Here is a 24509-nt window from a genome sequence, read left to right on the forward strand (position 1 = left end):
GCCCGGGCCGGAACGCACGGTCGCGGCAGCGGTGCCCGCGGGCAGCAGCTGTGATCCGCTCCGCAGCACGAAGACGGCGTAGTACGCGAGCAGGGCACCCGTCATCAGCGGCACCCCCGAGCCGCCGTGTCCCGAGTGCGCCCCCGGCGCTCCCGCGGCCATGGCCACCGCCATGTAGACCATGGCCAGCGAACCCACGAGGTGGTGGAGATGGTGGCCGCCGCCACGGACGAGCCACGCCTCACGCACCGCGGTGGCGCCGAACACCACCGCGTACGGGATCCAGGCCCAGGGCGGCGGCGACAGCACGGCCGTGGGAACCGCCATCGCCGCCATCGCGAAGCCCATCAACGCCTCGCCGCGGGCCTGGGCGCGCTGTCCGCGATCACCGGCGCGCATCCGCAGCAGGCAGTAGGAGCCCGTCGCCGCGCACACCCCCACGAGCAGCCAGCCGGCCATCGCCGGTCCGTGCACCGGGCACCTCCCCGCTCGACGACGATGTCGTCGGGGTGATGCCCGGGCCGGCGGGAGGCGTATGCGAGCGCAAGGGAGTACACGGGGAGCACACGGGTGGTGCGCACCCCGGCGCCGGGGCGGATCCGGCCGCGGCGCGCGAGGCCCGTCCCGGCCACGAGGGCCGGAGCCGGACGGCGTTCCCTTCGGGTGGGAGGCGGCCGGATCGTTCGTACCGGCGGCGCGTCGCCGCGTCCGCGGACCGCGCGCGGCACGAAGGCGCCGGAGCGCGCACCGTCGAGTGCGAGCGGCGGCCCGGCAGGGCGGTCAGCCGTTCGAGGCTGAACGGCTCCGCGTCGAAGGGCCCGCGGCCGAGTCGCCCCCGACCGCGCCCGCGGCGCCCCGCCGGTCGTGCCGGGGCGCCGCGGCGGGCAGCGCGGAGCCGCGCGGTCAGAGGCCGGGGCGGTGGCGCAGGGGGTGATCCGGCGGAACCTCGACCACCGCGATCCTGACGCCGTCCGGATCCGCGATCCACATCTCGATCAGGCCCCAGGGCTCCCGCCTGGGCGGCCGGAGCACCTCCACCCCGCGCGACGACAGCTCGCGGTGCGCCGCCTCGGCGTCGGCGACCTGCAGCCACAGCTGCAGGCCGGGCGCCGGCGGCGCGTCCGAGTGCCCGGACACCTCGAGGAAGCCGCCGCCGAGGAAGAAGACCGTGCCCCGCGTGGGTCCCGTCCCGAACTCCCGGTACACCTCGAGGCCCAGGGCCTCGAGGTAGAAGGCGCGGGAACGCTCCGGGTCCGTCGGACGCAGCAGGATCCTGCTGCTCAGCACATGCACCATGCCCCGGACCATAGGCCCGCGCGCCGGGGTTAGTCTCGTGGGACTCGCGCGGGGATTTCCGGCCGCGGAGACGTGAAGAAGTGAACCATCGCCGCACCGCGGTGCGCGAAGTGCACAAGGAGAGCGCCGCATGGACACCACCCAGCGACCGGCCACCGGGGAACTCGTCTTCCGGGAGGCCGCCGAGACCGACGCGGCGACACTGGTCGAGCTCGTCGAGTCGGCGTACCGCGGCGACTCCAGCCGCGCCGGGTGGACGACCGAGGCGGACATCCTCCAGGGGCAGCGAACCGACCCGGAGGGGGTGCTCGACGTCATCAGGGCGCCCGGCAGCAGGCTGCTCGTGGTGGAGCGGGACGGCGAGGCCGTGGCCTGCTGCCAGCTGGAGCACCGGGGGGAGCACGCCTACTTCGGCATGTTCGCCGTCCGGCCCGGCCTGCAGGGCGCCGGCCTCGGCAAGGTGATCATCGCCGAGGCCGAGCGGATCGTGCGTGAGGAGTGGGGAGCGCGGGAGATGCAGATGACGGTGATCTCCGTGCGGGAGGACCTGATCGCGTGGTACGAGCGGCGCGGCTACCGGCGTACGGGGAAGAGGTCCCCGTTCCCGTACGGGGACGAGCGGTTCGGCATCCCGCAGCGGGACGACCTGGAGTTCGAGCTGCTGGCCAAGCCGCTGGACTGACCGGCCCGGCCTGACCGGGATTTCGGCGGCACCCGTCGCAGGGCCGGGGCCCGGGCCCGCCGGGGAGTCCCCGGGCCGCAGCACACGCCGCGGCGGAGCGCCCCCGTGTCGCTCCGCGAGGCGGGGGCACCCGGCGTCCCCGGCCGTGAGCGCGGCTCGGCGTCCCCGGCGGTGGAAGCGGACGGCCCCTTGGTCCTAGGCCGTGAAGCGGCCCGTCCGCTTGATCTCGGGGTTGTCGGTCGTCGCGCCGTCCAGCTGGAGGGCGCGCGCCAGCCGCAGATCGTCCTGCGTATTGACCACCCAGCCGAAGACCCGCAGACCGGCCGCGTGCGCGCGCTCCACGATCTCCAGGGTGAGGCGGCGGATGTTGAGCACCAGCGCGACCGCGTCGACGGCCAGCGCGCGGTCCACGACATCGATGCCATAGCGGCTGGCAACGAGCATGGTGCGCACGCCCGGCACCAGCCGGGAGATCTCGGCGATGGCCTCGTCGTGGAAGGACAGGACGTCCACCCGCTCGGCGAGGCCGCGGGAGTTCATGACCCCGGCCAGGGCGCGTGCGGCCGCCACGTCCTTGATCTCGGCCTGCAGCGGCGACTTCACCGCTTCGAGGACCTCCTCGAAGACGGGGATCCGCTCGCCCTGCCCTGCGTCCAGCTCCCGCAGTTCGGCCAGGGTGAAGTCGTTGATCGCGCCGCGCCCGTCCGTCGTGCGGTCCACCGTGGCGTCGTGCATCACGACGAGAGCGCCGTCCTTGCTCAGATGCAGATCGAGTTCGATGACGTCCAGACCCTCGTGCTCCGCGCGCACGAAGGAGCGCAGGGTGTTCTCCGGCTCCACGCCCATGACCCCGCGATGACCGATGGTGAGGAAAGTCAAGGCTGTCTCGCTTCCGTCGACGGCGGCTCGCGCGCGGTCGTCCGGCCGCGCGGCAGACCGCAGCCTAATCGCCGGGCCGCCCGATGTGACCCATCCCGGGCCGCGTCCGGCACAGCCGCGTCCCGGTTGTCCGGTCCTCACCGGCCGCCGCCACGGCTCACGCGTGCGCGGGCGACTCCTCACCCGTGCGTGGGCGCGTCACGCCTGCCTTGACGGCCCGCGAGATCGACAGGAAAAACAGCGGTAAACGTGTCGATGGGCAGAACATTTTCCGGCATCCCCACTTGAGTCGAAGAACCTCGCATGGATACGGTGTCCCCACGCGAGGTTCTCCTGTGGAGGAAGAGTGATGACGGAAATTCTTGTGCAGACCGGTGCGGATGTGGCGCCGCCCGCCCAGAAGGTGGTCGAGCACCCCGCCTGGACGGTGCTCAAGGATGCCGTGGAGGAGATCCGCCCCTGGCAGTCGAAGGACGGCTCGATCGACTTCGCCGCCGAGGGCGCGCCGGACCGTGCCACCGCCGAGCGGCTCGTCGACCGTGTGATATCCGCCGTCGAGGAGCTCGCCCCGCTGCTGCCGCACAACGCGGACTACCACAAGGCGCTCGTCGAGGACCTGCGGCGCTGGGCCGAGGGTGGTTTCGCGGTGCCCGACTTCCTCGACTCCCTGCTCGTCTTCCAGCCGGCCGCCCAGCGGGCCGACGGCCTGCAGCACCTGGTCGTCTTCCCCATGTACACCCAGAACGGCAACCCGGACCGCAACCTCGAGGCGGTCGTGCTGCGCATGGTGTGGCCCGAGTGGCTCGCCGAGCTCGAGCGCACCCGCTACGACAACCCGCTCTTCTGCGGCATCACCTTCGAGGACTTCACCTCCGGCTACGACACCAACTCGGCGGTCCTCTTCCCCGAGACCGTGGCCGTGCGCGAGGCCCCGGAGCGCTTCACCTGGGGCGGCATCTTCTGCGACCGCGAGGCGGCCCGCTTCCGCAAGGTGACCGACGCGGCCGTCGGTGTCCTCGGCCTGGAGCTCCCCGACGACATCCGGGAGATGGTCGGCGACCAGGAGCGCTGCCAGCAGGCCTTCGTCCTGTGGGACATGATCCACGACCGCGCCCACAGCCACGGCGACCTGCCCTTCGACCCGTTCATGATCAAGCAGCGCCAGCCGTTCTGGATGTACGGCCTCGAGGAACTGCGCTGTGACCTCACCGCCTTCAAGGAGGCCGTGAAGCTGGAGGCCGACGGCGTCCCGCAGGGGCGTGACGTGCAGTTCGCCGTGCTCTTCGACCGGATGTTCCGCTTCCCCGTGACCGGTGACCGGGTCCGCAACTACGACGGCCTCGGCGGCCAGCTCCTCTTCGCCTACCTCCACAAGCACGACGTGGTGCGCTGGACGGACAACACGCTGAAGATCGACTGGGAGCGGGCGCCGCAGATCACCAACCAGCTCTGCGCCGAGATCGAGACGCTCTACCGGGACGGCATCGACCGGCCCAAGCTGGTGCACTGGTTCGCCGGGTACGAACTGGTCTCCCGCTACCTCGCGCCGCACCCCGGCTCCCGCTGGGCCAAGGGCCCCGAGGGCCTCGACGTCATGCAGCCGCCCCGGAAACTGGTGGACGACGTGCTTCCGGACGAATTTCCGCTCAGCATGTTCTATGAGGCACTCTCCAAGAAGCTGAAGAATGTGATCGCATCCACCAGGGGCATCACGGCGGAGAGTGCCGAGCGGGCGGCAGCGTGAGCGCCGGCCGCGGTCCGGAGAGGGGAACGGCCATGGCCGAGGGGAACAACTGGGGTCTCGACGGGGCGGTGGTGGCGGTCGCCGGTGCCGCCGGGCCCGCGGGGCGGGCCGCGCTGCTGCGGCTCGCCGAGGCGGGCGCCACCGTCTTCGCGGCCGACGCGGACGCCGCGCGCCTCGCCGAGGCCGTGGACGCCGCGCGGTACGCGCACGGCGGCGCCACCGTCATCGGTGACACGGTCGACCTGCTCGACCTCGGCGCCACCCGGGACTGGGCGGACCGCATCGAGAAGGAGTACGGGCACGTCGACGGTCTGGTGCACCTCGTCGGCGGCTGGCGCGGCAGCGCCACCTTCGCCGAGACCGACCTGGACGACTGGACGCTGCTGGAGAAGCTGCTGATCCGCACCGTGCAGCACACCTCCCTCGCCTTCCAGGCCGGCCTCGAACGCAGCGCCCGCGGCCGGTTCGTCCTGGTCAGCGCCGCAGGCGCCACGAAGCCCACGGCGGGCAACGCGGCCTACGGCGCGGCCAAGGCCGCGGCCGAGGCCTGGACCCTGGCACTCGCCGACGCCTTCGGAAAGGCCGGGGGCGGGGACGGATCGCGAGCCGCGGCGACGATACTGATCGTCAAGGCGCTGGTGCACGACGCGATGCGTGCCGAGCGCCCGAACGCGAAGTTCGCGGGCTTCACCGACGTGAAGGACCTTGCCGAGGCCATCGCCGGCGTCTGGGACAAGCCCGCCAGTGAAGTGAACGGGATTCGCCAGTGGCTCACCCCCCAGCCGTGAGGCCGGACAACAACCACCGGAGCCGGACCGACGCCCGGCGCCATCACGATCCGGAGGTGCGCGGCTTCGCCAGCGACAACTACGCGGGAGCCCATCCCGAGGTGCTCGCCGCGCTGGCCCTGGCCAACGGCGGCCACCAGGTCTCCTACGGCGACGACGACTACACCGAGCATCTGCAGCGGGTGATGCGCAGTCACTTCGGCCCGCTCGCCCAGGCCTACCCGGTCTTCAACGGCACCGGCGCCAACGTGGTCGCGCTCCAGGCCATGACCGACCGGTGGGGCGCGGTGATCTGTGCGGAGAGCGCGCACATCAACGTCGACGAGGGCGGCGCGCCGGAGCGTGTCGGCGGTCTCAAGCTGCTCACCGTCCCCACCCCGGACGGCAAGCTCACCCCCGAGCTGATCGACCGGCAGGCGTACGGCTGGGACGACGAACACCGCGCCATGCCGCAGGTCGTGTCCATCACCCAGAACACCGAGCTCGGCACGGTCTACACGCCCGGAGAGATCCGGGCCATCTGCGAGCACGCGCACGGCCTCGGCATGAAGGTGCACCTCGACGGCGCCCGGATAGCCAACGCCGCGGCGTCCCTCGACGTGCCGATGCGGACCTTCACCAACACGGTGGGCGTGGACGTCCTGTCGTACGGGGGAACGAAGAACGGCATGCTCTTCGGCGAGGCCGTGATCGTCCTCGACCCCGACTCGGTGCGCGCCATGCGGCATCTGCGCAAGCTGTCCATGCAGCTCGCCTCCAAGATGCGTTTCATCTCGGTGCAGCTGGAGGCGCTGCTCGCGAAGGACCTGTGGCTGCGCAACGCCCGGCACTCCAACGCCATGGCGCAGCGCCTGGCCGAGGGTGTCCGGGCGGTGGACGGCGTGGAGATCCTCCATCCCGTCCAGGCCAATGCCGTCTTCGCGAGGCTGCCGCAGGAGGTCAGCCGACGGCTGCAGAAGCGCTACCGCTTCTACTTCTGGAACGAGACGGCCGGCGACGTGCGCTGGATGTGCTCCTTCGACACCACCGATGACGACGTGGACGGCTTCGTCATGGCACTCAAGGAGGAAATGGCCAGGTGACCTGACCTGGCCGGTCATGCATAAAGATACGGGCCACCGGAAATCAATTGATGTCCGGTGGTCCGCCCGTCTACCGTGACGGCATGGAGCTCATTCAGGAAGTGCCGCGGCTGGCGGCCTACCTTGCCGCGGACGACGCCATCGATCACCGGCACCCGCTGGTGCTGGAGACGGCCGCCCGGCTGCGCGCCCAAGCCCCGGACGCATACTCATACGCAAGGGCCGCCTTCGAATTCGTACGCGACACCGTCACGCACTCCCACGACGCGGGAGATCACCGGGTCACCTGGCGCGCCTCCGACGTGCTGGAGCAGGGCACCGGCATCTGCTACGCGAAGACCCACGCGCTGGCCGCCCTGCTGCGTGCCCGGTCCATCCCCGCGGGGCTGTGCTATCAACTGCTCGCCGATGACAAGGGCGGAGGCCACGTCGTGCACGGCCTTGTCGCGCTCAGGCTGCCGGAGCACGGCATGTGGGCCCGTCAGGACCCGCGCGGCAACAAGCCGGGAGTCGACGCGCGGTTCTCGCTGGACGAGGAGCGGCTGGCCTGGACCGTCCGGCCGGAGCTCGGTGAGGTGGACGGTGCAACGGTCCACGCCGCACCGCATCCGGTCGTTCTGGCGGCGCTGCGGTCCGCCCCCGACGGGCCGGCGCTGTGGAAAACGCTCCCCACCGCCCTGTGAGCACGGTCTGACGGCGTGCCGCGGCCGGCCGCGCGGCGCCGGGCCACGGCACCGCCCGGGCGCCGGGGTGCATGCGCCGCCCGGCGGTTGCGCGGTGGCCCTGGGAGGGTCAGCCGGCTTCGCGCAGCTGCGCGGGAGTCGGAGCGGTGCCCCCGAGATGAGCGGGGATCCACCAGGTGTCGTCCGCGTTCTTCGGACGCACCGGATAGGCGCGCTGCGCGGCCTCCAGCAACTCCTGCACCCGGTTGCGCAGTCGCTCGGTCAGCGACACGGCCGTCTCGCCGGGCTCCGGGGTCAGCGGCTCGCCCACTCGCATGGTGACCGGGATGTGGTTGCGACCCAGATTGCGAGGCCGGCCCTTGGTCCAGAGCCGCTGGGTGCCCCACAGCGCCATCGGGATCAGCGGAACGCCCGAGTCCAGGGCCATGCGCGCCGCACCCGACTTGAAGGTCTTCAGGGTGAAGGACTGGGAGATCGTCGCCTCGGGGAACACGCCGACGATCTCGCCGGAGCGCAGCGCGTCCAGCGCGTGGTCGAAGGCGGCCTCGCCCTGCCTGCGGTCCACCGGGATGTGCTTCATCGCGCGCATCAGCGGTCCGGAGACCTTGTGCCGGAACACCGACTCCTTGGCCATGAAGCGCACCAGGCGCTTGGACGGACGGGCCGTGAGCCCCGCGAAGATGAAGTCCAGATAGCCGATGTGGTTGCTCACCAGGACCGCACCGCCCTTGGGCGGGATGTGCTCGGTGCCCTTCATGTCGATCCGCAGATCCAGTGCCTTGAAGAGGGTGTGGGCGGCACCGACCACGGGCGGATAGACGAGCTCGGCCATGCGGGGACCCTTCTTTTCTGTCCTGTCCTGAGGGAGGGTTCTCCCGGCGGAAGTTACGCAGCCGTAGGTTTTTGGCTTGGGCAGATCGTGCCTGAAGAATGGTCGGGGGGCCAGTCTGCGTGCCCGCTCGACGCGGAGAGCTTCGTCACGTCACGCTGGGAATCCTCCTTCCCCGTTCCCCGGCCCCCGACGCTCCGCCGAATCGGCGTCATTCGGAGACCGGTCGTGGCCCCGGGAATTCCGGCGGTCCGGCAGGCGCTGGTGCCGACGACGGGCTGTGCGGGCAGTGGCGGCGGCCGGGGGCCCGGGGCGGCGGCCGGGTCTTCCGCCGCACCGGCGGACGGAACAGGGGAGCGGGAGTGCGCGGTCAGGACGGGGGGTTGCGGCCCGGAGCCTCGCAACCGGGTGCGGTGCCACTGGGTACAGAGCCGCTGGGTACGGAGCCACTGGGTACGGAGCTATTGGGTGCGGAGCTATTGGGTGCGGAGCTGGGTGAGCGGGCCACGCTGGTGCAGTTCTCCAGCGCCTTCTGCCAGCCCTGCCGGGCGACCAGACGGACCCTCGCCGAGGTGGCCGGCATGGTCGAGGGGGTCGCCCATGTGGAGATCGACGCCGAGCGGCATCTCGAACTCGTCCGTGAACTGGGCATCGTGAGGACGCCCACGGTGCTCGTCGTGGACGCCGGGGGCCGGATCGTCAGGCGCGCGACCGGACAGCCCCGGAAGGCGGACGTCATCGCGGCACTCGGCGCCGCGGTCCGGGACGAGGAGGCGCGAGACGCCTAGTGCCGCGTCGGTCGGGGTTTGCCCGCTGAGGAGCGGCGTCCGGTGCCGGGGGCACCTCCCGCCGGAGGCGGGGGAGCATCGCGAGGCGGCCGGAAGCCCTCGTAGTGGGCCTGCTCGGGCTTTCGGCCAACGCAGCGTGGGGGTACCTCCCGCGCCCGGAGGGCTGCGGGGGAGTGCCGTGCAGGGCGTCGCGACGGGGCGAACCTCGGCTGACGCGGCACTAGCTCCGGGACTCCGCCGTCCGGGACGGAACAACAGACCGTCGGAGTCCGGAAAGGACCGGCGTCCCCGCCGGCCCTTCCGGACCGGAGAAGACCCGGAGCGCCGGAGCGTCCGGACGGTGGACCACCGCAGCGTCCCGGCGCCGGGCGGCAGTTCCCGGGAGCGCGGCGACGCGCTCCGCAGGACCGGGCGCCGCGCCGCACCGTTCGTCAACGGCGACGGTGCGTGACGCTCCTCCCATCTCCCGGGAGCCACTTGACTGCATGGTCCACACATCGAGACCCTGGCTGGATGCGGCCCTCACTCCTTCTCCACCGGCGGATCTCCGTGGATCTCGCCCGCAACGCGAGCGCGCGCTGTCCGGCTCGGTGACGCCCGACCAAGACCGCTCGTCTCCCCGTACGAAGGACAACCCAGTGACGGCCACGCCGGATTTCGCCACCGCCGACCTCGACGCCCACGCGGTCAACCCGCCCGGCCGCGCGGCCACCGCCGCGTTCGACACGACGGAACTCGTGACGAGGGGGATCGGTGCCCGGAGCGCGGGAGCCGACTCGCCCGCCCCCGCCTCGCCCGATCTCCTCCGCGCGGTCTTCCGGCAGCACGCCGCCGGGGTCGCCGTGATCACGGCCAGGGGCGCGATCCCCGTCGGGTTCACCGCCACCTCGCTCACCTCGGTCGCCGCCGAACCCCCGCTCATCTCCTTCGGCATAGGCGCCGGCTCGTCCAGCTGGCCGGTGATCGCGGAGGCCGATCACGTCGGTGTCCACATCCTCGCCGAGCAGCAGCGGGAACTGGCCGAGACCTTCGCCCGGCGGGGCGCCGACCGCTTCGGCCCGGCCACGTCCTGGCGCAACGGCCCAAGGGAGGTCCCGCTGCTGGACGGCGTCAACGCCTGGCTGGTGTGCCGCATCGTGGCCCGTGTCCCCGCCGGGGACCACCGCCTCGTGCTGGCCCAGGTGGAGACCGGGGGCCACACGTCCGCCGGACGGCCGCTCCTCTACCACCAGGGACGTTTCAACGCGCTGCGCGACTGAGAGTTCCGGGTCCCGGCGATTACGGAGCGTTGCTCAGCTCACAGTTCGCCGGACTTGCCTCGCGGGTGCATATTGGCTGTACTGGCGAGTAACATTTTGTTCGGAGCGTGGGCCGCCCCGACCGGGATTTGCCCTTTGTGGCGCCTATGCTGCCTGCAACAAGGCAGCCCAGAAGAGACGATGCAGTAGGAGAGCCGGCGTGAGCTTGAGGATCGTTGTCACTGTGAAGTACGTGCCCGACGCCACGGGCGACCGGCATTTCGCTGATGACCTGACTGTCGACCGTGATGACGTGGACGGTCTGCTCTCGGAGCTCGACGAGTATGCGGTCGAGCAGGCGCTGCAGATCGCGGAGGCGGCGGACGGGGCGGAGGTCACCGTGCTGACGGTGGGTCCGGAGGACGCCAAGGACGCGTTGCGCAAGGCGTTGTCGATGGGCGCGGACAAGGCGATCCATGTCGAGGACGACGATCTGCACGGTACGGACGCGATCGGGACGTCGCTGGTGCTGGCGAAGGCGATCGAGAAGGCCGGGTTCGATCTGGTGGTCTCGGGCATGGCGTCGACGGACGGCACGATGGGTGTGGTGCCGGCGCTGGTGGCGGAGCGGCTGGGTGTGCCGCAGGTGACGCTGCTGTCGCAGGTGTCGGTCGAGGACGGCACGGTGCGCGGGCGCCGGGACGGGGACGCGGCGTCGGAGCAGGTGGAGGCGGCGCTGCCGGCGGTGGTGTCGGTGACCGACCAGTCGGGTGAGGCCCGTTACCCGTCGTTCAAGGGCATCATGGCCGCCAAGAAGAAGCCGGTGACCTCCTGGGACCTGGAGGACCTGGAGATCGAGGCGGACGAGGTCGGTCTGGACGGGGCGTGGACGAAGGTGGAGTCCGCCACCGCGCGTCCGCCGCGCACGGCCGGCACGGTCGTCAAGGACGAGGGCGAGGGCGGCCGGCAGCTGGCCGAGTTCCTCGCGGGCCGCAAGTTCGTCTGACCCCGCCCCGGGTGGCCTTTCCGTCCGGTGGTCCTTCCCCGGGTGGGGGCCTGCCGCCGCCTGTCGTGTCCGTCCGTCCCGCTGTTGTCCCTGATGCTTCGTACCGCTGGAGAAGAAGATCCCATGGCTGAAGTCCTCGTCTACGTCGACCACGTGGACGGTGCCGTCCGCAAGCCCACCCTGGAACTGCTGACGCTGGCGCGCCGTCTGGGCGAGCCGGTCGCGCTCGCGCTGGGCGCGGGTGCCGCCGCGACCGCCGAGGTCCTGGGCGCGCACGGCGCCACCCGGGTGCTGGTCGCCGACGCGCCCGAGTTCGCCGACTACCTCGTCGTGCCCAAGGTCGACGCCCTGCAGGCCGCCGTCGCGCAGGTGTCCCCCACCGCCGTGCTGGTGCCCACCTCCGCCGAGGGCAAGGAGATCGCCGCCCGTCTGGCGCTGCGTATCGGCTCCGGTGTGATCACCGACGCGGTCGACCTGCAGGCCGGCGAGGAGGGCCCGGTGGCCACGCAGGCCGTCTTCGCGGCCTCGTTCACCACCGCCTCCCGCGTGGTCAGGGGGATCCCGGTGATCACCGTCAAGCCGAACTCGGCGCCGGTCGAGCCGGCCCGGGCCGCCGGCGAGGTGGCCGAACTCGCCGTGACCTTCTCCGCCCTGGCCACCGGCACGAAGATCGTGGCGCGCACGGCGCGCGAGTCCACCGGGCGTCCGGAGCTGACCGAGGCCGCCATCGTCGTCTCCGGCGGCCGCGGTGTGGGCGGCGCGGAGAACTTCCCGCTGATCGAGGCGCTGGCCGACTCCCTCGGCGCGGCCGTGGGCGCCTCCCGCGCCGCCGTGGACGCCGGCTGGTACCCGCACTCCAACCAGGTCGGCCAGACCGGCAAGTCCGTCTCCCCGCAGCTGTACATCGCCGCGGGCATCTCCGGCGCCATCCAGCACCGCGCCGGCATGCAGACCTCCAAGACCATCGTCGCGATCAACAAGGACCCCGAGGCACCGATCTTCGACCTCGTCGACTACGGCGTCGTCGGCGACCTCTTCGACGTCGTCCCCCAGCTCACCGAGGACATCAACACCCGCAAGGGCTGACACCCCGCACCACCACACCAGCCAGGGGCCGCACCACACCGTGCGGCCCCCAGCTGTTCCCGGCGGCCATTGACGCAGGTCGGAGCCTGCGGTTAGCGTCATTCAACGGATTGTTGATTTCCGGTGGGCGGAATCCGGAGAGGGCGTGGGTACCGGCATGGGGCAGCAGGACAAGGTGTCGACGAGTCTGCCCGGCGCGGTGAGCGAGGCGGTCGGCGCCGCGCTCGCGCCCGTCGACGAGGAGCTCGCCCGCCTCTACCCCGGGGACCCCGGCACCCGTCAGCCCGTCCACACGGTCTACGTGCCCGCCGACCTCTACACCGCCGGCACCGTCCGCTCCTGGGGCGATCAGGCCCTCGCCCTGCTCGACGAGCACGCACCCGACGCCGCTTCCTTCGCCGCCGTACTCGGACTGCCCGGCGAACTGGCCGTCCCGGTGTACGAGCGCGTCCGGGCCAAACTCCGCGGCGAACCCGTGGAGGACCTGCGCGTCGACTTCGAGGACGGCTACGGCCCGCGCCCGGACGCCGAGGAGGACGAGGCGGCCGCCCGCGCCGCCCGTCTGGTGGCCGCCGCGTACGAGGCCGGAACCGCCGCCCCGTACACGGGCATCCGGATGAAGTGCATGGAAGCCGCCGTGCGCGACCGGGGCATCCGCACCCTGGACATCTTCCTGACCGGTCTGATGCGGGCCGGCGGCCTGCCCGCGGGGCTCGTGCTGACGCTGCCCAAGGTGACCTACGCCGAGCAGGTGTCCGCGATGGCCTCGCTGTGCGAGGCGTTCGAAAACGTCCACGGCCTGGAGCCGGGCCGGCTCGGATTCGAGTTCCAGATCGAGACCAGCCAGGCCATTCTCGCCGCCGACGGCACGGCCACCGTCGCCCGCATGATCCAGGCCGCCGGGGGCCGCGCCACCGGACTGCACTACGGCACCTTCGACTACAGCGCCTGCGTCGGCGTCAGCGCCGCCCACCAGTCCCCGGACCATCCGGCCGCGGACCACGCCAAGGCCGTCATGCAGGTCGCCGCGGCCGGTACCGGGGTGCGCCTGTCCGACGGCTCCACCAACGTGCTGCCCGTCGGCCCGGCCGCGCGGGTCCACGACGCCTGGCGGCTCCACCACCGCCTCGTACGCCGCTCCCTGGCCCGTGCCTACTACCAGGGCTGGGACATGCACCCCGGCCATCTGCCGACCCGCTACGCGGCCGTGTACGCCTTCTACCGCGAGGGCCTCGGACCCGCCGCCGCGCGCCTCGGCGCGTACGCGGCCAGGAGGGGCGGCGACGTGATGGACGAGCCCGCCACCGCACGGGCGCTCAGCGGCTATCTGCTGCGCGGACTCGACTGCGGCGCGGTCGACGAGTCCGAGGTCACCGGACTCACCGGTCTGTCCCGTGACGACCTCGAAGCGTTCACCGCGCCCCGGCACCCCGGCCCGGCCGCCGCGTCCGCGCCCCGGGCGCAGAAGCAGGCCTAGGCACGGGTACGCGTACGGGCGTGGGCCTGGGTGGCCTTCCCCGGGCCCGGGGGAGGGTCAGACCGGCGGGAGTTCGCCCGAGCCGCGCGGAATGAGGGTGGTGGGCAGGACGACCCGCTGCGGGGCCTCAGGACCGCCCTCCAGCCGGCGGAACAGGAACTCGGCGGCGGTCCTGCCCAGGGCGGCGGCGTCCTGGGCTATGACCGTCAGGCCCGGCTGCAGCAGGTCGGCGAGTTCGAGGTCGTCGAAACCGACGAGGGCCACCTGCCGGCTGCGGCGGGCAAGGACCCGTACGACCGTGACCGTCACCCGGTTGTTGCCCGCGAAGATCGCGGTGACCGGCTCAGGAGCGTCCAGCATCGCCGTCGCCGCCGCCTCCACCCGGCCGGCGTCCGTGGTGCCCAGCGAGACCCACGACTCGTCGACCGCGAGCCCGGCGGCCGCCATCGCGGCGCGGTAGCCGCGCAGCCGCTCCGCGGCGGTGTGGATGCGGGGCTGGTCGCCGATGAAGCCGATCCGGCGGTGCCCATGGGCGATGAGGTGTGCCACGCCGTCGCGCGCGCCGCCGAAGCTGTCGGACAGCACGGCGTCGGCCTCTATGCGGCCCGCGGGGCGGTCCACGAAGACCGTGGCGACGCCGGCGGCCAGCTCCGGCTCCAGATAACGGTGGTCCTGACTGGCCGGCACGATGACGAGACCGTCGACGCGGCGCGCGCACAGCGCGAGGACGAGTTCCTCCTCGCGCTCCGGGTCCTCGGCGCTCGAGCCGTTGATCAGCAGTGCGCCGTGGTCGCGTGCCACCTCCTCGACGGCCCTGCTGAGCGGTCCGTAGAAGGGGTCGGCCAGGTCCTCCAGGACCAGTCCGATGCTCGCCGTACGTCCCTTGCGCAGCACCCGGGCGCTGTCGTTCCGCCGGAAGCCCAGTGCCTCGATCGCCTCCTGGACGCGGCGCTCGGTGTCCGGCGTCACCCCGGGCTCGCTGTTGACCACGCGCGAAACCGTCTTGAGCCCTACTCCGGCCCGGGCTGCCACATCCTTCATCGTCGGCCTGTTGCCGTAGCGGTGCTCGGGGCGGCGGAGGGTTTCGGCCACGGTTCTTCCTGTCCGTCGACGATCGGGGCCCCCACAGTAAGGCCGCACGAGGACAATGGATGATGTGGCATCGAGCATAGAGCCTGGACAACGTTGTCAGAAGTCCGGGAGACTGACCGGGCCGCCCCCCTCGGCCCCCTTCTCACCAGGAGATCCCACACAGATGCACACCGACCTCGTCGCCGCGCTCGACATCGGCGGCACCAAGATCGCCGGAGCCCTGGTCGACGGGGACGGCCGGATCCTCGTACGGGCGCAGCGGCCCACCCCGGCGAGGGAGGACGGCGAGACGGTGATGCGGGCGGTCGAGGCGGTCCTGGCAGAGCTGACGGCCTCGGCCCTGTGGCCGCACGTCACCGCCGTCGGGATCGGCAGCGCGGGCCCCGTGGACGCCTCGGCCGGCACGGTCAGCCCGGTCAACGTCCCGGGCTGGCGCGGCTTTCCGCTGGTGGAGCGGGTCCGTGCGGTCACCTGCGGGCTTCCGGTCGAACTGATCGGCGACGGGGTCGCGATCACCGCCGCCGAACACTGGCAGGGCGCCGCCCGCGGGTACCGCAACGCCCTGTGCATGGTGGTCTCCACGGGTGTCGGCGGCGGGCTGGTGCTCGGAGGCCGGGTGCACCCCGGTCCCACCGGCAACGCCGGTCACATCGGACACATCAGCGTCGACCTCGACGGTGATCCCTGCCCGTGCGGGTCACGCGGTTGCGTCGAGCGGATCGCCAGCGGCCCCAACATCGCCCGCCGCGCCCTGGACGGCGGCTGGCGGCCCGGCCCCGACGGTGATGTGTCCGCCGCCGCGGTCGCCGCGTCGGCTCGCGCCGGACACCCCGTCGCCGTCGCCTCCTTCGAACGCGCCGCGCAGGCCCTGGCGGCGGGCATCGCCGCCACGGCGAGCCTGGTGGAGATCCAGATCGCCGTGATCGGGGGGGGAGTGGCGAAGGCGGGCGACGTCCTCTTCCTGCCGCTGCGCCGGGCGCTGCGCGACTACGCGACGCTGTCGTTCGAACGGGGCCTGAAGGCCGTTCCCGCGCTCATGGGCACCGACGCGGGCCTCGTGGGCGCAGCGGCCGCGGCGTCGCTGGGCAGTTCGGGCCAGACGGCGGCGGTGCTGGGCTGAAGTCCCGGCGCTCCCGCGGTTTTCCGCCCGGCGCGCCGTGACCCGCCCGGCCGCACGCCGGTGTGCGGGGAGGCCGGTCCTCGCCCCGCGGTGGCGGAATCGCCCTTCCCGCGGGGGCACTTCGCCGGCGGGTCCAGCCCCGCTGCGGCCGGAGGACGGGAAACCGGCCCGGGTGAGAAACCGTCATCCCGGGGAACAGGTCTGTGCACGCCGGGATTTCGTTTTCCGGGGACGGCCCCGAGCAACCGAAGGAGCAGACGTGCCGGTCACCTTCCGCAAGAGCTTCCGGATCTTCCCGGGAGTGCGGCTCAACATCAACCGCAAGTCCGTGTCGTTCACCTTCGGCGGCCGCGGCGGCCCGCGCCACACGGTCAGCAGCACCGGCCGCCGCACCACCTCCTACGACCTCCCGGGGCCTTTCGGCTACCGCAGCACGAGCAGGGGCCGCCGGTAGGCCAAACCCCCTTCCCCGGGTTTCCGTGGCAGGGTGTTGCGGGCAAGCCACTGTGGGCTACGGAATAGGGGGACCCGTGATCGTCTGGATCAACGGTGCTTTCAGTGCGGGAAAGACCAGCGCGGCGCGTGAACTGCTCGACCTGATCCCGAACAGCACGCTCTACGATCCGGAGGTGATCGGCGCAGGGCTGGATCTCCTGCTTCCGCAGAAGCGGCTCGCCGAGATCGGTGACTTCCAGGACCTGCCGATCTGGCGGCGGCTCGTCGTCGACACCGCCGCCGCGCTGCTGGCCGAGGTCGGCGGAGTGCTGGTCGTGCCCATGACCCTGCTCAGACAGGAGTACAGGGACGAGATCTTCGGTGGACTGGCCGCCCGCCGTATCCCGGTGCGGCATGTGCTTCTCGCGCCTGACGAAACGATACTTCGTGAACGAATATCAAACCGCGAGGAGTTCGGATGCGACCCCGAGCGCAGCGAGAGCGTCCGCCGGTGGGCCTACGAGCACATCGACCCGTACCGGGCGGCCAGGGACTGGATCACCGCGGACGCCTACGTGGTCGACAACAGCGCGAGCGGACCCCGCGAGACCGCACGGCTGATCGCCGAGGCGATCGGCAGCGGTGCCGCCGCGGCCTGCGAGATCGTGCAGACGCCGGAGCCGACCGCCGAGACCCTCGCGGCCGGTGTGCTCCTCTTCGACGAGCAGGACCGCGTGCTCCTCGTCGACCCCACCTACAAGCCGGGCTGGGAGTTCCCCGGCGGAGTCGTCGAAGCCGGCGAGGCCCCCGCCCGCGCCGGCATGCGCGAGGTCGCCGAGGAGATCGGCATCACCCTCGAGAGGGTGCCCAGCCTCCTCGTCGTCGACTGGGAACCGCCCGCACCGCCCGGATACGGCGGACTGCGCCTGCTCTTCGACGGCGGCAGGCTGGACAGCGCCGGGGCCGGGCAGATCCTGCTGCCCGGATCCGAGCTGCGCGGCTGGCGGTTCGTCACCGAGGAGGAGGCGGAGAGACTGCTGCCGCCCACCCGTTTCGAACGGCTCCGCTGGGCCCTGCGCGCCCGCGAGCGGGGCACCGTGCTCAACCTGGAGGCCGGCGTCCCCGTCGGCTGAGTCCTCCGCGCCGGCCGCCGCATCGAGCGCCCCGGCCGCGTCACCGGTCAGCGGCCCGAAATGGCCGAAGCAGGCCGTGGCCGGGGCCAGTTCCGCCAGCCGTCGCAGCGAGGCCGCGGCCGCGGCGCGGTCTTCGCCGGCGGTGAACTTCGCCGAGCGCGAAGCACGAACGGGAACACCGGCGGCCCGCACGGACGGCCGCGCCGCGCCCCCGTCCGTGCCTGCCCCGCCCGGGCAGCGGGCCGTCCACAGGGAGCGGGCGGGCGCGGCCGGCTCGGGTGCGGCCGGTTCAGGGCCTCACCGGTTCAGGGCGTTACGGGATCAGGCCCTGGAGGCCGCGTAGTCGACCAGGAACAGAGCCTCCGCCAGCGAGAGCCGCTCCAGCTCCTGGGGCGACACACTCTCGTTCACCGCGTGGATCTGGGCCTCCGGCTCGCTCAGCCCGATCAGCAGGATCTCCGCCCGCGGGTACAGCGCCGCCAGCGTGTTGCACAGCGGGATCGAGCCGCCCATCCCGGCCGACTGCATCTCCTCACCGGGGTACGCCACCCGCATGGCCCGCGCCATCGACGCGTACGCCGGGCTGCCGACGTCGGCGAGGAACGGCTGGCCCTGGCCGACCTGTTCCACGGACACCCGGGCTCCCCACGGGGCGTGCGCGTGGAGATGCGCGGTCAGCAGCTTGGTCGCCTCACCGGCGTCCGTGCCCGGCGGCACCCGCAGGCTGATCTGCGCCCGGGCGCGGGCCTGCACCGAAGGGGTGGCGCCGACGACCGGCGGGCAGTCGATGCCGATCACGGTCACGGCGGGGCGGGCCCAGATCCGGTCGGCGACCGAACCGCTGCCGATCAGCTCCACGCCGTCGAGCACCCTGGCGTCCTTGCGGAAGTCCTCCTCCGGGTACTCCAGACCCTCCCACACACCGTCCGCCGCCAGTCCGTCGACCGTCGTCGAACCGTCCTGTGCGCGCAGCGAGTCGAGCAGGCGGATCAGCGCGGCCAGCGCGTCGGGGGCCGCGCCGCCGAACTGCCCGGAGTGCAGATTGCCCTCCAGGGTGTCGACCGTGACACGCAGCATCGTCATCCCGCGCAGCGAGGCGGTGACGGTCGGCAGCCCCACCCGGAAGTTGCCGGTGTCGCCGATGACGACGGTGTCGGCCTCCAGCAGCTCCGGGTGCGCCTCGGCGTACCGCTCCAGGCCGCCCGTGCCCTGCTCCTCCGAGCCCTCGGCGATCACCTTGACGCCGACCGGGACGCCGCCGTTCGCCTTCAGGGCGCGCAGTGCGGTCAGATGCATGATGAAGCCGCCCTTGCAGTCGGCGGCGCCCCGCCCGTACCAGCGGCCGTCCCGCTCGGTCAGCTCGAACGGCGGCGAGACCCAGGCGTCCACGTCGAGCGGCGGCTGCACGTCGTAGTGCGCGTAGAGCAGCACCGTCGGCGCGCCCTCGGGACCCGGCAGGAAGCCGTACACCGACTGGGTGCCGTCCGGGGTGTCCAGCAGCGCCACGTCCTGGAAGCCCTCGGCGCGCAGCGCGGCCGCCACCCAGTTCGCGGCCGCCTCGCACTCGCTCCTGGGGAACTGCGCGGGATCGGCGACGGACCGGAAGGCCACCAGCTCGGCGAGCTCGGCCCTCGCGCGGGGCAGCAGTGACGCGACGGTCTCGGCGACGGCTTCGGCGGTGGGCGCGGCGAACGGGGCCGGCGGCATGGGCACGCTCCTCGTGGGTGCGACGTTGGGGGTACGTGTACGCGCGTAGCCTGTGGGCACGGCGGATCGCTGCCGATCCTCCCACAGCAGGCAAGATCGGCTGCGCGCCGTAGGATGCCTCCGATAGCGGCAGGCACGGGCCGATGGGGAGCAGAAGCACACGTGAGCAGCGAGAACTCCGAACACGCCGGGAGCGCGGGCGAATCCGGGCAGCAGATCTGGGACGTCGTGGTCGTCGGCGCCGGTCCCGCGGGGGCGTCCGCCGCCTACGCGGCCGCCGTCGCCGGGCGGCGCGTGCTGCTCCTGGAGAAGGCCGAACTGCCCCGCTACAAGACGTGCGGCGGCGGCATCATCGGCCCCTCCCGCGACGCGCTGCCACCGGGCTTCGAGCTCCCCCTGCGGGACCGGGTGCACGCGGTGACCTTCTCCCTGAACGGCAGGCTCACCCGCACCCGCCGCTCCAAGAACATGCTCTTCGGTCTGGTCAACCGGCCCGAGTTCGACCAGGCTCTGGTCGAGGAGGCGCAGAAGGCGGGCGCCGAGCTGCGCACGGGGGTGACCGTCTCCCGGGTCGAGCAGCACGGTCCCTCGGTGCCCGACCGGCGCACGGTGGCCGTGGTGCTCTCCATCACGGGCGGCCCGGCCTCGGAACGCGGCGAGGAGACCGTCCTGGCCCGCGCCGTGGTCGGCGCGGACGGCAGCGCCAGCCGTATAGGAGCCCATGTGGGCGTGAAGACCGACCAGGTGGACCTGGGACTCGAGGCGGAGATCCCGGTCCCGGAGACCGTCGCCGAGGACTGGGCCGGACGGGTGCTCATCGACTGGGGGCCGATGCCCGGCAGTTACGGCTGGGTGTTCCCCAAGGGCGACACCCTGACCGTCGGCGTCATCTCGACGCGCGGGGAGGGCGCCGCCACCAAGCGGTACCTCGACGACTTCATCGCCCGCCTCGGGCTCGCCGGCTTCGAACCGAGCGTCTCCTCAGGGCATCTGACCCGGTGCCGTGCCGACGACTCGCCCCTCTCCCGGGGCCGCGTGCTGGTCTGCGGGGACGCGGCCGGACTGCTGGAACCGTGGACCAGGGAGGGCATCTCCTTCGCCCTGCGGTCCGGGCGGCTCGCCGGGGAGTGGGCCGTGCGTATCGCCGAGGCGCACGACGCGGTGGACGCGCGCAGGCAGGCGCTGAACTACGCCTTCGCGATCAAGGCGGGGCTGGGCGTGGAGATGGGTGTCGGACGCCGGATGCTGGCGATCTTCGAACGCCGTCCTGGAATACTGCACGCGTTGCTGACGGGATTCCGGCCCGCCTGGAACGCGTTCGCCGACATCACCCGGGGCTCCACCTCCCTTGCGGAGATAGTGCGCACGCACCCTGCCGCCCGGCGTGCCCTGACGCTGCTGGACCGCTGACACCTCGCGGCGGGGCCCCGCCACCCCGGTGTGCACGCACGATCGCCGCACCGGGGGCGTACTCCGCGGGGAGCAGGAGCGATCGCCCCGCACGGGGGACGTCCCGGAGGTGGCCGGGGATGCCGCGGACGGCGAGGAGGCTCTGGCCCGGGCGCGCGAACTGCGCCCGGACGTCGTGCTGATGCACATCCGGATGCCGCGCCTCGACGGACTCGCCGCCACCCGGGGCATCACCGGCGACCCGGCGCTGAGCGGGGTGAAGGTCGTCGTGCTCACCACCTTCGAACTCGACGAGTACGTCTTCGAGGCCATCCGCTCCGGAGCCTCCGGCTTCCTCGTCAAGGACACCGAGCCGGCCGGACTCGTGCGGGCCGTGCGGGCGGTGACCTCCGGCGACGTGCTGCTCCCGCCGGGGGTGACACGCCGTCTGATCGCCGAGTCCGCCGCCCGGTCCAAGGAACCGGCGGCCGCGGACGCGCTCGGCGGGCTGACCGAACGGGAGAGGGAGGCGATGGCCCTCGTCGGCATCGGTCTGTCCAACGAGGAGATCGCGCAGGCTGGTGGTCAGCCCGCTCACCGCCAAGACCCATGTCAGCCGTGCGATGGTGAATCTGGGCGCCCGCGACCGCGCCCAACCGGTCGTCCTCGCCTACGAGTCGGGGTTGGTACGTCCCGGCCGGCTCGGCTGAGCGCCCGGTGCGCCGGGCCGGGCGAAGCGCCACAGGACGTGCACCATACGGATCACCGCAAGCGGGACCGCGACACCGAGACCCGCGGTGGGCAGAGTCTCCTCCACGGCCCGCGGAAGATGCCAGACCAGGACGGGCCCGGCGATCACGCCGAAGACGACGGCTCCGAGGAACGCGGCGCTGAGCACCGCGTACCCGATCTCGATGGTGAGCGCGTCCCGCTCCGCCTGTGTCCTCGGCCCCGTTCCCGTCCCCATGCCCGGAAGTCTCACAGCCGGGCGGCCGACGGGCAAGGACCCGCCGGCCGCGCCTCCTCGGGCGGTGGCGCGCTCAGTCGCGCACGGTCAGCAGTTCCTCCTCTTCCCCGGCCGCGCCGCCGGTCCTCGCGCCCTCCCGCCGCGCAGGCGGGGACGAGGCGACGAGCACGGACCGCCGCGCACGGCTCCGGCGCAGCCCGGGGAGGGCGATCAGCAGCCCCGCGAGGGCGATGGCGGTCACCACCGCGAGGCCTGGGCGGTAGCTGTCGAGGACCTCCCGCGCAGAGCCGGCACCCTCGCCGCCCGCGCTGATCACCGCGGTGACCACCGCGAGGAAGAGGGCGCCGCCGACCTGGACCGAGGTGTTGAGCAGACCGGAGACCATGCCCTGCCCGTGGTCCTCCACCCCGGTGGTGGCCTGGATGTTGAGCGAGGGGAAGACCAGCGCGCAGGCCGCGCCGAATCGAGGGCATCCAGGAACATCGCGGCGCACAGCACCAGCAGGGCGCCCCAGAGCCGGGGGCTCCAGTGGTCCCTGGACGCGGTCGTGCTGAGCGGGGCAGAGGTCATGCGCAGCAGAGTGCATGCACATGCATTGGGTGCAAGTGCATTTAATTCCGATGCAACAAACGCCGTTTTTCTGCTACCGTTCGTCCATGGCCGCGAAGAAGACCGAGCGGGTGCTCGTGGAGGAGTGGCGGGACATCCTCGCCGTCCACGCCCGGACGATCTGCGAGCTGGACCGCGAGCTGCACCAGCACGGACTGGGCGCCAGCGACTTCGAGGTCCTTGACGTACTCGCCGAGGGCACCTCCGAGGACGGGAGCTGCTCCTTCCGCGTGCAGGAGATCGCCGCCCGCGTGCATCTCAGCCAGAGCGCCCTGTCCAGGCTGATCGGCCGGCTGGAGAAGGAGGGCCTGGTGCACCGCGGCATGTGCAGCGAGGACCGGCGCGGAGTGCGTGTCGCCCTCACGGACGAGGGCAGGGCCAGGCATACCGAGGTCAAGCCCCTCCAGCGGGCGGTGCTGACCCGGATGCTCGCCGACTGAACAGGAAGCGCGGCCGCCAGGGCCGGCCGGCCCTGGCGGACGCGCGCCGGTGTGCGGCGGCGCACGGAGTGCGGGGCACGGGCGGACCGGGATCGGCTGCAGGGCGGCACCCTGTCGAGGGCCGAGGTCCGCTCGGGCCACCGCGCCCGCGCCGCGCGGGCGGCAAGGCGCCCACGGGGCCCGCCCCAGGCCGGCCGCACGGGGAACGGAGCCGTCCCGCCGGGACGGGCCTGCACCGGGACGCGGGGGTAACGCCGAGGCCGGCTCCGGCGCCCCGTGTGCCGGTCAGTTCCAGGTGATCGCGGACTTCTCCCGCCACAGTTCCAGCAGTGAGCCGTCACCCGTGACCTTCAGCCCCGAGTCGTCGGCCCGGTTCCACAGCGCGAGATAGACCCGCTCCGCCGGGCCGCTGAGTTCGCAGTCGGCGGGACCCTGAGCGGTCCTGACGGTCGTCGGTGCGGTGCCCGACAGCCGCGTCGACCACACCGCGTCCGCGTCGTCGACCCGTACCCGGAACACCCTGGGTTCCTCGGTGCGTACCCGGCTCCTGTCCCGGGCGTGGAAGGATTGCAGCAGCTCGTCGATCCCGTCGAGCGCGAAAGAGGTCCCGACCGGTGACACCGCGCCACCAAGCGCCGCCTCGGCGTCCACGCGGTGCACCGTCGTCTCGTGCGCCTGCCGCCGTGCCCAGAAGCCCAGGGGGGTGGGGGCCGGCAGGAACGTCCAGCACTCCAGATCCGCCGGCGCCTCGCGCAGGGCCGTCACCAGCAGCCCGTGCCCTTCGCGGAACCAGTCCAGCAGCTCCGCGCCGTCCAGGTCCGGCTCGCCGCCGTCCGGCTGGTACTTCCGGTGCCCCTCCGCCACGAAGGTCGTCGCCCAGCGGTGCACCATCCCGGTGTGCCGCAGCAGGTCCCTCACCCGCCAGCCGGGGCAGGTGGGCACCTCGGCCCCCGGGCCGGCCCGCTCCGCCGCGGTGGCCAGCAACCGTCCCTCGCACTCCAGGACTTCGACGTACTCGGCGGTCTCCATGCCGGAGATTGTGCCCGAACGGTCCGGACGGCCCGGACGCCCCCCCGGAGGTTCCCGAAAATCCCGAAGTCCCCCGGAGATCCCTCGGGTGGCGCCCGAGGTCAGGCGCCCTGAGGGTGGTGGCGGACCGCACCCGCCGGGCCGCGCAGGTACCTCAGCACCGATCCGATCAGCAGCGACTGGACGAGTACGGACACGGCGACCGCGACGTACAGGAGCCAGTGCGGGGCCTCCGCGCCGCCCCAGAGCAGCTGCTCGGCGCCGAAGAAGAGGAACAGCGTCGGCGAGGCCAGCGCGAGCAGGTAGACCCCGGCGAACGAGGCGTCCGCGTGATCGACGAAAAGCGTGTCGAACACGAGGAACAGTGTGGCCGCCGCCACCAGTCCCAGGTACACCATCGAGGCGGGATTTCCGAAGGTCAGCCGTGCCAGGCCGTGCAGTCGTCGCGTGTTCACCGTCATACCCCCATGCGGTCGGTCGTGTCCTCCCATGGTGGGCCCGACCGGGGGCGCGTGCCTGAGTACGGCTACTCAGTCCCGATGGGTACCGGCCTGGGCGACCGCGCCCGGCGCGGCGACCCGGACACGACGGCGGGGTGTGGACCACGCGGCCGAAGGCGCGTCCGCCGAGGGCGGAGTACCGGGCTCGCCGCGACCCGGGGCCGCGAAAGGGCGGGGGCGGCGGTCCTGCCGCCGCGCCCGCCCGGTACTCCCGAGTCCCCCGGTCCGGCTCTCAGTCCTCGGAGGCGCTCCGCTGGCGTACGACGACGAGAAAGGCGTCCGTCTCGAGTTCCATCACGACCTCGGCCGGCACGCCCGCGACGCGCTGGGCCGCCGCGAACTCCTCGGCCGGCCATGATCCGCGGGGCCCGCCCGCCGGGAACCGTTTCAGCACCACATCGCCCGCCAATTGGCACCTCCGCACACCTTCTCCGACCGCACCGGGCAGCCACGGAGGCTCTGGTTCTCTACCACGCCACCCGGTGATGACGTCGAGATAATGCCATGTCG

General features: G+C 72.5%; 25 protein-coding genes and 2 pseudogenes. 16 read left to right on the forward strand and 11 right to left on the reverse strand.

The annotated features are described in order from the left end of the window. Both GUY61_RS03380 and GUY61_RS03385 read right to left on the reverse strand, forming a co-directional pair. On the reverse strand, positions 1-474 hold a 474-nt coding region (locus GUY61_RS03380), incomplete at its 3' end, for a DUF5134 domain-containing protein (protein WP_166628523.1). 429 nt (positions 475-903) lie between these two features. Continuing rightward, positions 904-1296, reverse strand: coding sequence for a VOC family protein (locus GUY61_RS03385; protein WP_166628524.1), 393 nt, complete (start codon positions 1294-1296; stop codon positions 904-906). Positions 1297-1426: 130 nt separating this feature from the next. On the opposite strand from GUY61_RS03385, the gene GUY61_RS03390 reads away from it, so the two are divergent. Continuing rightward, positions 1427-1978: a GNAT family N-acetyltransferase gene (locus tag GUY61_RS03390; RefSeq protein ID WP_166628525.1), complete on the forward strand. Its 552-nt coding sequence runs from the start codon at positions 1427-1429 to the stop codon at positions 1976-1978. Positions 1979-2173: 195 nt separating this feature from the next. Here GUY61_RS03390 and GUY61_RS03395 read toward each other — a convergent pair whose 3' ends face one another. After that, complete coding sequence (locus tag GUY61_RS03395) at positions 2174-2857, reverse strand: glycerophosphodiester phosphodiesterase family protein (protein ID WP_166628526.1); 684 nt, start codon at positions 2855-2857, stop codon at positions 2174-2176. Positions 2858-3206: 349 nt separating this feature from the next. Here GUY61_RS03395 and GUY61_RS03400 point away from each other — a divergent pair, with 349 nt between their 5' ends. The 4 genes from GUY61_RS03400 to GUY61_RS03415 all read left to right on the forward strand — a co-directional run bounded on the left by GUY61_RS03400 (position 3207) and on the right by GUY61_RS03415 (position 7154). Then, positions 3207-4601, forward strand: coding sequence for a DUF6421 family protein (locus GUY61_RS03400; RefSeq protein ID WP_166628527.1), 1395 nt, complete (start codon positions 3207-3209; stop codon positions 4599-4601). A gap of 32 nt (positions 4602-4633) precedes the next feature. Continuing rightward, positions 4634-5389 carry an SDR family NAD(P)-dependent oxidoreductase gene (locus GUY61_RS03405; protein WP_166628528.1) on the forward strand — a complete coding sequence of 252 codons (756 nt, stop codon included), beginning with the start codon at positions 4634-4636 and terminating at the stop codon, positions 5387-5389. Next, entirely contained in the window at positions 5386-6471 is a 1086-nt protein-coding gene (locus GUY61_RS03410) for a low specificity L-threonine aldolase (RefSeq protein WP_166628529.1), read from the forward strand. The genes GUY61_RS03405 and GUY61_RS03410 overlap by 4 nt, the downstream gene beginning before the upstream one ends. An 83-nt stretch (positions 6472-6554) precedes the next feature. Beyond that, positions 6555-7154, forward strand: a complete 600-nt coding sequence (locus GUY61_RS03415; RefSeq protein WP_166628530.1) for a transglutaminase family protein — start codon at positions 6555-6557, stop codon at positions 7152-7154. A 109-nt stretch (positions 7155-7263) separates the two neighbouring features. On the opposite strand, the gene GUY61_RS03420 is transcribed toward GUY61_RS03415, so the two are convergent. Beyond that, positions 7264-7986, reverse strand: coding sequence for a 1-acyl-sn-glycerol-3-phosphate acyltransferase (locus tag GUY61_RS03420; RefSeq protein WP_166628531.1), 723 nt, complete (start codon positions 7984-7986; stop codon positions 7264-7266). 359 nt (positions 7987-8345) lie between these two features. Here GUY61_RS03420 and GUY61_RS03425 point away from each other — a divergent pair, with 359 nt between their 5' ends. From GUY61_RS03425 to GUY61_RS03445, 5 genes are all read left to right on the forward strand, one after another. Then, entirely contained in the window at positions 8346-8771 is a 426-nt protein-coding gene (locus tag GUY61_RS03425) for a TlpA family protein disulfide reductase (protein WP_398954079.1), read from the forward strand. A gap of 749 nt (positions 8772-9520) precedes the next feature. After that, positions 9521-10030 carry a flavin reductase family protein gene (locus GUY61_RS39675; protein WP_313896489.1) on the forward strand — a complete coding sequence of 170 codons (510 nt, stop codon included), beginning with the start codon at positions 9521-9523 and terminating at the stop codon, positions 10028-10030. 199 nt (positions 10031-10229) lie between these two features. Next, positions 10230-11015, forward strand: coding sequence for an electron transfer flavoprotein subunit beta/FixA family protein (locus GUY61_RS03435; protein ID WP_166628534.1), 786 nt, complete (start codon positions 10230-10232; stop codon positions 11013-11015). Positions 11016-11138: 123 nt separating this feature from the next. Then, positions 11139-12101 carry an electron transfer flavoprotein subunit alpha/FixB family protein gene (locus GUY61_RS03440; protein WP_166628535.1) on the forward strand — a complete coding sequence of 321 codons (963 nt, stop codon included), beginning with the start codon at positions 11139-11141 and terminating at the stop codon, positions 12099-12101. Between the two features lie 157 nt (positions 12102-12258). Further along, complete coding sequence (locus GUY61_RS03445) at positions 12259-13578, forward strand: DUF6986 family protein (protein WP_166628558.1); 1320 nt, start codon at positions 12259-12261, stop codon at positions 13576-13578. Between the two features lie 57 nt (positions 13579-13635). Here the strand turns inward: GUY61_RS03445 and GUY61_RS03450 are convergent, their stop codons facing one another. Continuing rightward, a complete protein-coding gene (locus GUY61_RS03450; RefSeq protein ID WP_243766151.1) occupies positions 13636-14619 on the reverse strand; it encodes a LacI family DNA-binding transcriptional regulator in 984 nt (327 codons plus the stop codon). A 214-nt stretch (positions 14620-14833) separates the two neighbouring features. Here GUY61_RS03450 and GUY61_RS03455 point away from each other — a divergent pair, with 214 nt between their 5' ends. From GUY61_RS03455 to GUY61_RS03465, 3 genes are all read left to right on the forward strand, one after another. Next, positions 14834-15790: an ROK family protein gene (locus GUY61_RS03455; RefSeq protein WP_166628537.1), complete on the forward strand. Its 957-nt coding sequence runs from the start codon at positions 14834-14836 to the stop codon at positions 15788-15790. Positions 15791-16049: 259 nt separating this feature from the next. Beyond that, positions 16050-16244, forward strand: coding sequence for a DUF4236 domain-containing protein (locus GUY61_RS39680; protein WP_166628538.1), 195 nt, complete (start codon positions 16050-16052; stop codon positions 16242-16244). Between the two features lie 76 nt (positions 16245-16320). Next, a complete protein-coding gene (locus tag GUY61_RS03465; RefSeq protein ID WP_166628539.1) occupies positions 16321-17358 on the forward strand; it encodes an NUDIX hydrolase in 1038 nt (345 codons plus the stop codon). Between the two features lie 321 nt (positions 17359-17679). Here GUY61_RS03465 and GUY61_RS03470 read toward each other — a convergent pair whose 3' ends face one another. Beyond that, a complete protein-coding gene (locus GUY61_RS03470) occupies positions 17680-19065 on the reverse strand; it encodes a dipeptidase (RefSeq protein ID WP_166628540.1) in 1386 nt (461 codons plus the stop codon). A gap of 162 nt (positions 19066-19227) precedes the next feature. On the opposite strand from GUY61_RS03470, the gene GUY61_RS03475 reads away from it, so the two are divergent. Then, positions 19228-20475, forward strand: a complete 1248-nt coding sequence (locus tag GUY61_RS03475) for a geranylgeranyl reductase family protein (RefSeq protein ID WP_166628541.1) — start codon at positions 19228-19230, stop codon at positions 20473-20475. 28 nt (positions 20476-20503) lie between these two features. Continuing rightward, positions 20504-21164: pseudogene (locus tag GUY61_RS03480) on the forward strand (response regulator). Here the strand turns inward: GUY61_RS03480 and GUY61_RS03485 are convergent. Both GUY61_RS03485 and GUY61_RS03490 read right to left on the reverse strand, forming a co-directional pair. Continuing rightward, positions 21125-21421 (reverse strand): DUF6332 family protein, encoded by a 297-nt coding sequence (locus GUY61_RS03485; RefSeq protein WP_166628542.1) that lies wholly within the window; start codon positions 21419-21421, stop codon positions 21125-21127. The pseudogene GUY61_RS03480 and the gene GUY61_RS03485 overlap by 40 nt on opposite strands. Before the next feature lie 73 nt (positions 21422-21494). Continuing rightward, positions 21495-21881 (reverse strand): annotated as a pseudogene (locus tag GUY61_RS03490) (MFS transporter); the annotation flags it as partial. A gap of 196 nt (positions 21882-22077) precedes the next feature. Between GUY61_RS03490 and GUY61_RS03495 the strand changes: the two are divergent. Beyond that, a complete protein-coding gene (locus tag GUY61_RS03495) occupies positions 22078-22470 on the forward strand; it encodes a MarR family winged helix-turn-helix transcriptional regulator (protein ID WP_166628543.1) in 393 nt (130 codons plus the stop codon). Positions 22471-22755: 285 nt separating this feature from the next. Here the strand turns inward: GUY61_RS03495 and GUY61_RS03500 are convergent, their stop codons facing one another. From GUY61_RS03500 to GUY61_RS03510, 3 genes are all read right to left on the reverse strand, one after another. Next, positions 22756-23499: a maleylpyruvate isomerase family mycothiol-dependent enzyme gene (locus GUY61_RS03500; protein ID WP_166628544.1), complete on the reverse strand. Its 744-nt coding sequence runs from the start codon at positions 23497-23499 to the stop codon at positions 22756-22758. A 101-nt stretch (positions 23500-23600) separates the two neighbouring features. Next, on the reverse strand, positions 23601-23960 hold the full coding sequence (locus GUY61_RS03505) for an SCO4225 family membrane protein (protein WP_166628545.1): 360 nt from the start codon (positions 23958-23960) through the stop codon (positions 23601-23603). Positions 23961-24231: 271 nt separating this feature from the next. Next, positions 24232-24408, reverse strand: coding sequence for a hypothetical protein (locus tag GUY61_RS03510; protein ID WP_166628546.1), 177 nt, complete (start codon positions 24406-24408; stop codon positions 24232-24234). Between the last annotated feature and the right edge of the window lie 101 nt (positions 24409-24509).

It is taken from the genome of Streptomyces sp. GC420, assembly GCF_009916105.1.
In the GTDB taxonomy this organism is placed as follows: domain Bacteria; phylum Actinomycetota; class Actinomycetes; order Streptomycetales; family Streptomycetaceae; genus Streptomyces.